At 40.2% G+C, this 5404-nt stretch carries 5 protein-coding genes; all 5 read right to left on the bottom strand.

Annotation, left to right across the window (positions count from 1 at the left end; all coding sequences use genetic code 11):
* On the bottom strand, window positions 1-1265 hold a 1265-nt coding region (locus tag CSV79_RS16160), incomplete at its 3' end, for a Rieske 2Fe-2S domain-containing protein (protein ID WP_099690077.1).
* 323 nt (window positions 1266-1588) lie between these two features.
* The gene (locus tag CSV79_RS16155; protein ID WP_099690076.1) at window positions 1589-2719 is read right to left on the bottom strand and encodes an acyl-CoA dehydrogenase family protein; all 1131 of its coding nucleotides are present in this window, start codon (window positions 2717-2719) and stop codon (window positions 1589-1591) included.
* A gap of 531 nt (window positions 2720-3250) precedes the next feature.
* Entirely contained in the window at window positions 3251-3640 is a 390-nt protein-coding gene (locus CSV79_RS16150; RefSeq protein ID WP_099690075.1) for a VOC family protein, read from the bottom strand.
* Between the two features lie 135 nt (window positions 3641-3775).
* Window positions 3776-4801, bottom strand: coding sequence for an NAD(P)/FAD-dependent oxidoreductase (locus CSV79_RS16145; protein ID WP_099690074.1), 1026 nt, complete (start codon window positions 4799-4801; stop codon window positions 3776-3778).
* A gap of 130 nt (window positions 4802-4931) precedes the next feature.
* Complete coding sequence (locus tag CSV79_RS16140) at window positions 4932-5189, bottom strand: ferredoxin (protein WP_099690073.1); 258 nt, start codon at window positions 5187-5189, stop codon at window positions 4932-4934.
* Between the last annotated feature and the right edge of the window lie 215 nt (window positions 5190-5404).

Raw genomic sequence — 5404 nt, 5'->3', positions numbered from 1 at the left:
TGTTTTTTCTTTTCAAATCGTTCTTTTAGCGGGAATGCTTCCTGCCACTTTTTCTCATTGTCATCATAAAGCCCTTCACTATACAACGTTTTTAGCGATTCATTTTCCAATGACAACGGTTCTTGCCCCTCTTGGAACGCTTTCGCCTGTTGCAGTAAGATCCGACGCATATGAATAATTGGCAAGTCACTTGTTCCTAATCGCTCCCGTGTACGGTCGACAATTGTGCCCATCGTTTCGGTTGCTGCATGATCTTGGTTCGCAATCCCACGAATACCTGTGAAGTTTCCAGTCTTTTGTAAATCCCGATCTTGATTATATTCAACATCCGCATTGACTACTTTTCTTAGGTTTTCATCCAATTTCAGGCCGCGGCGAGCATGCTGTGCTTCCACATCAATCTTCCGATCATGTGCGAATTGTACATCCCACGTCCACGTACTATGATCATCCCGTGGTACAAAGGCATGCCACATACCATCTTCCCCGCCAAAGCGTGGTGGGTACGTATAGAATGGGAAGATATAATGAATTTCCATAAAGGCATTCTCTTCCTCTGTTCCGATTCCGACTGCGATGCATCGCTTCCCATAGTTCGTATCTTGAACTGATTGTTTCACTGGTGGATTTTTAACGAGGGGATGATTCGGATCAATGCCTAAATCACTACTTAAAATCCCTTCTTCTACTTCTTGTGTTGCATGGGCTTTATGCAAGAATGCGGCGTGGACAAAGTCTAAATCATTTTCCATCGCCTGTGCATAGTTACATTCCTGCCACACGCGTTCAACTAGATTATTTTCCCGTGGTAGGCTCATCCAATAGAAATCTGGGAAAGCAGGTTCAGATTCTTTAGGACCCATATACGTCCAAATAATGCCACTCACTTCTTTTGTTGGATAGCTCTTTAATTGAATCGATTCTCTAAACTTCCCATCGGTCGGTTCTGAGGGGATTTCTGTACACTCTCCGTCTGTATTGAACTTCCAGCCATGATACATACATCTAATACCACAACCGTCGTTAATTCCATAATAAAGTGAAGTGCCACGGTGCGGGCATCGCTCATCAATAAGGCCCACTTTTCCTTCGGTGTCTCGAAACGCGACTAAGTCTTCACCTAGCAACTTCACGCGTTGTGGCTTTCCGTCACTTACCAATTCCTCTGATTGAAGCGCTGGTATCCAATATCTCCGAAACACATCCCCCATTGGTGTGCCGGCATCTGTTTGAGTGAGTAACTGATTATCTTCTGGTGTTAACATTGTAATTCCCCCTAATTCATTAATAGATTCTCGCTATGATCACTTTAACTTCTTATAGAGCTACGATTTTTCTATTTTTTATAGTACTTCGGACATAATTGGTAGTTTTAGAGTGATCTATCATCCATACATTCAACCGGGATGACAGCGTTTTCATTTTAAGTTGTAGAATGGTTCTTATACATTCCGTTAAATCATTTAGGTACATAGTATACTTTTTTATTTTTTTACATTAGCGGAAGTGTATTCTCAACCTTTTGAACGCACTATACAATGGAATGCCAATTCATAAAACAGCGTATTGTTTATGTTTATTACTTTTATCAAATGTAACCTTTCATCGGAGGCACACCCAAGAGTACTGACCCTGCGCCATCATACATGCTTTCGTTCAGGAAAGCGTGCTGCGTAACTACCATCGCATCTCGAAGGTATCGTTGCAACGGGTGTCCGTCGTAAATAGCTGAGGTTCCCGCAAGTAAGTAAGCCGATTGTACAGCGTTTGCACCTTCGCGCGCGGCTTGAGCAGCTGCAAGACGGAGCATGCTTGTTTGATCAGCGGAAACGCCGTCGCCCTTGAGGATCGATTCCCAAGCGGATTCGGTAGCTTCATAGAAAAAGGCACGTGCTGATCTAAGTTTGGCTTCTGCTTTTGCTACGGAGATTCGTACGTAAGCTCGATCAGCCATTTTAGGTGCACCCGTAATACCAGAACGTCCCGCCATCAAAGAAATTTCTTCAAGTGCTGCTCGTGCCACTCCAAGGTTAACCACCGCTAGTACTTGCGCTGCATAAGCAATGGATGGGAATTGAGAAATTGGTTCTTCAATAGTCGGAGTACCGCCACGAACAAATGTCCATTCATCTGGAACAAAAACATCTTTCACACGCAGATCATGACTACCCGTTCCACGCATCCCGATAACTTCCCAGTTCTCAATGATTTCAACATCCTCTGGTTTTATTACAGCGGTGAGTGGTTTACCACCTTCTCCAGTACCGATACCAACACCAAGAATATCAGCTCCCTTACACCCACTTGCAAATTTCCAAAGACCGTTAACAATCCATCCACCATTTACTCTCTCTGCGGGCTGGACTGGAAACAAACCGCCTGCAAACGCCACGTCTGGACCATTTGCGTAAATTTTTGCAAGCGTTTCTTGTGGTAGGGCTGCTAGATAGACAGCAGCAGATCCAAAACTTGCTACCCATCCCGCGGAACCGTCAGCTTCAGAGATTTTCTCTATTAGTTTAAGAAACTCCATTGGTGAGCTACCATCTCCACCGAAACGCTGTGGTGAATGTGCGCGATAGACGCCTAGTTTTTTCAGTTGCGCTATCATATCCTTTGGTACATGTCTCTTCTGTTCAAATTCTTCACGTCGAACACGAATTTCAGTCAACACTTGATCAAGCTGACTTTGTTTTTGGTTTTGTAATTGAATAGTCATAATTCCTTCCTCCCCATTACTAATTGTTTCATGTCATAATATTCAAATTTCCCTACTAGTAATAGAAGTTGATCATCTATTCGAGAAATGACAATACTTAACTAATCAACGGCATTAAAAAATCTAACCTTTCATCCTAGATCAAATGTTGATTGAAAATTACATCTAGGTATTTAATCTAGTTTCATAATAAAACATTTGCAATATTTAAACTACTACACATTAGGTCTGAAAGTATTAAATATTCTGTATGTTTAGTACGAAAAAATAGTGTAAGTTAAACTAAAAAAGTGTCTGTCACCACGCAACGATGTCTTGTACCGCCATTATGGGTACTAACTATCGCTACTAGGATTCCAGACACCTTTACACCAAAAGGTTTACCTAAACTCAGACTACCCGGTAGTCTTTAGTATAGGAATGATAACTTCCTTCTATTATATACCGGGTATATACCGGGTAACTCACCTAACTACCAATACATCATTCTTCGGATCGTGTTCATAGACAGCGATCTACCTTCACCGGCAGTCATGCATTTAAGCGCTCAACCAGCTGCAAAAGTTCATCATTCGGACCATTAAATAAAATCATACGCCCACCTTCAAGGGTTGGTTGAGGTTCACTTGATATAAACTTAATCCCTTTATCCTTGAAATGTTGAATAGACAGATCGATATCCTCCACTGTAAAAGCAAGATGATTTACAATCCCACTTCGGTTATATTCACCGACCGGATCAATATCTCTAATTAATTCTATTTCAGTATCAGGTTGAGCTTCTAAATATAAAAATGCCATTTCTCGATTGGGATTTTCTCCACGAAGACGTACTGTAAAACCAAATATTTTTGAATAAAATGTAATGGATTCGTCCATATCTTCTACAATGATTGCTATATGTTCAATTTTTGTAATCATGTGAAATTCTCTCCTTTGCTTATACCAAAAATGGATATCTGTTGTAAGTGCTTGATATAAAAATATAACTACAAAAAAAAATCAATCAAAATCGAGTTAAACCTCGTTTCGATTAATCTTTTCTCATTCTTTAAATTAAAGTGTAACGGAAACTATCTTATCTTCACTCTCGCCCATGACACTCGTACTATGGGGAGCTTGCACTTTTGAACTAGGGTCGATGTATACTTTTGCATTGCTGACCGCGGTAGGTGCTTCCCCGAAACCAGTAGCAATAAGCTTCACTTTCCCTTCATAAGTACAAATATCCCCAGCAGCATAAATCCCAGCAATATTTGTCTCCATTTTGGAATTAACAACTATGCTATTCTTCTCAATTTCAAGTCCCCAATCTTTTATTGAACCAAGTGTCGAAATAAAACCATAGTTTACGATTACATCATCAACTTCGATACTTTTTGTTCCATCACCTTTTACATGCTCAAGAATGACGTGCTCAATATGATCTTCTCCAATAAACTCTTGTGGTACATAAGGGGTCATAACTTTCACTTTAGAGTTTTTAAGTAGTTCCACGCTATGTTCATGCGCACGGAATTTATCGCGTCTATGAGTAAGTATTACTTCCTCGGCTATCGGTTCAAGCATTAGCGCCCAATCAACAGCTGAATCCCCGCCTCCAAATAGCTGAACTTTTTTTCCAGCAAATTTCTGCATATCACTCACAAAATAATGCAGATTTTTCCCTTCGTATTTATCAGCCGTTTCTAACCCAAGCTTTCTTGGATTAAATGCACCGTTTCCTGCTGTAATAATAATAGTCTTTGAGAAATGATCTGCACTATTTGTCGTAATTTTAAATATCCCATCAGGTTGCTTTTCCAGTTTTTCAACTCCCTCATTAAGGGCGACTACTGGATCAAACTGCTTCATTTGCTCCGTTAAGTTATCAACCAATTTTTGACCAGTAATTTTAGGAAATCCTGCTACATCGTAAATATACTTTTCAGGATAGAGAGCAGAAAGTTGCCCGCCAAGCTGTGGTAAGCTTTCAATAACCTTTACTTTTGCTTGACGGAGTCCAGCGTAAAATGCAGTGAATAATCCAACTGGACCTCCACCAATTATCGTAATATCGAAAACTTCATCTTCTCCGTACATCTAACCCACTCCGTTCACTGTGTTCTTTCTTTAAGCGTAAATGTAGTATGCTTTTATCACTTGTAGCTGCTACTGAAATTAAACAGACCCAGTGATCTATCCCCTATTTCTAGCATATAAATTGCTAATGTTACATAGCTTCTTCATATTTTAGTGCATTTCCTTGAAATGGCTCGTCCGAAATTTTGATTGACTCGCTAGGACATCCTTCATATGCATCTTCCAAATCATCAAACAACTCTTCCGGGACTTCTACCATTCCTTCATTCTGATCAAGCGTTACGTAAGATACACCGTCATCGGTATGATCATATATATCGGGCGCGACACCACTACAAGCACCGCAAGCAATACATGTTTCTTGATCAACAATCGTATATTTAGCCATTGTTTCTCGCTCCTTAATTGCAGACTTAATAAGCACAGCACTATGATTATTCGTTCAAACTTCTAAACTTACTTAACTAGTTGTTTTTTCTTTTCAAATCGTTCTTTTAGCGGGAATGCTTCCTGCCACTTTTTCTCATTGTCATCATAAAGCCCTTCACTATACAACGTTTTTAGCGATTCATTTTCCAATGACAACGGTTCTTGCCCCTCTTG

This window comes from Sporosarcina sp. P13, from assembly GCF_002743055.1.
Taxonomy (GTDB): Bacteria; Bacillota; Bacilli; order Bacillales_A; family Planococcaceae; genus Sporosarcina.
The sequence above is the reverse complement of the archived record's forward strand: the minus strand, read 5'-3'. Positions and strand labels throughout refer to the sequence as shown.

What these genes read in the sequence shown, in the direction of transcription:
- CSV79_RS16155 (WP_099690076.1), bottom strand. Translation starts at nt 2,719, where the DNA reads ATGACTATTCAATTACAAAACCAAAAACAAAGTCAGCTTGATCAAGTG.
- CSV79_RS16150 (WP_099690075.1), bottom strand. Translation starts at nt 3,640, where the DNA reads ATGATTACAAAAATTGAACATATAGCAATCATTGTAGAAGATATGGAC.
- CSV79_RS16145 (WP_099690074.1), bottom strand. Translation starts at nt 4,801, where the DNA reads ATGTACGGAGAAGATGAAGTTTTCGATATTACGATAATTGGTGGAGGT.
- CSV79_RS16140 (WP_099690073.1), bottom strand. Translation starts at nt 5,189, where the DNA reads ATGGCTAAATATACGATTGTTGATCAAGAAACATGTATTGCTTGCGGT.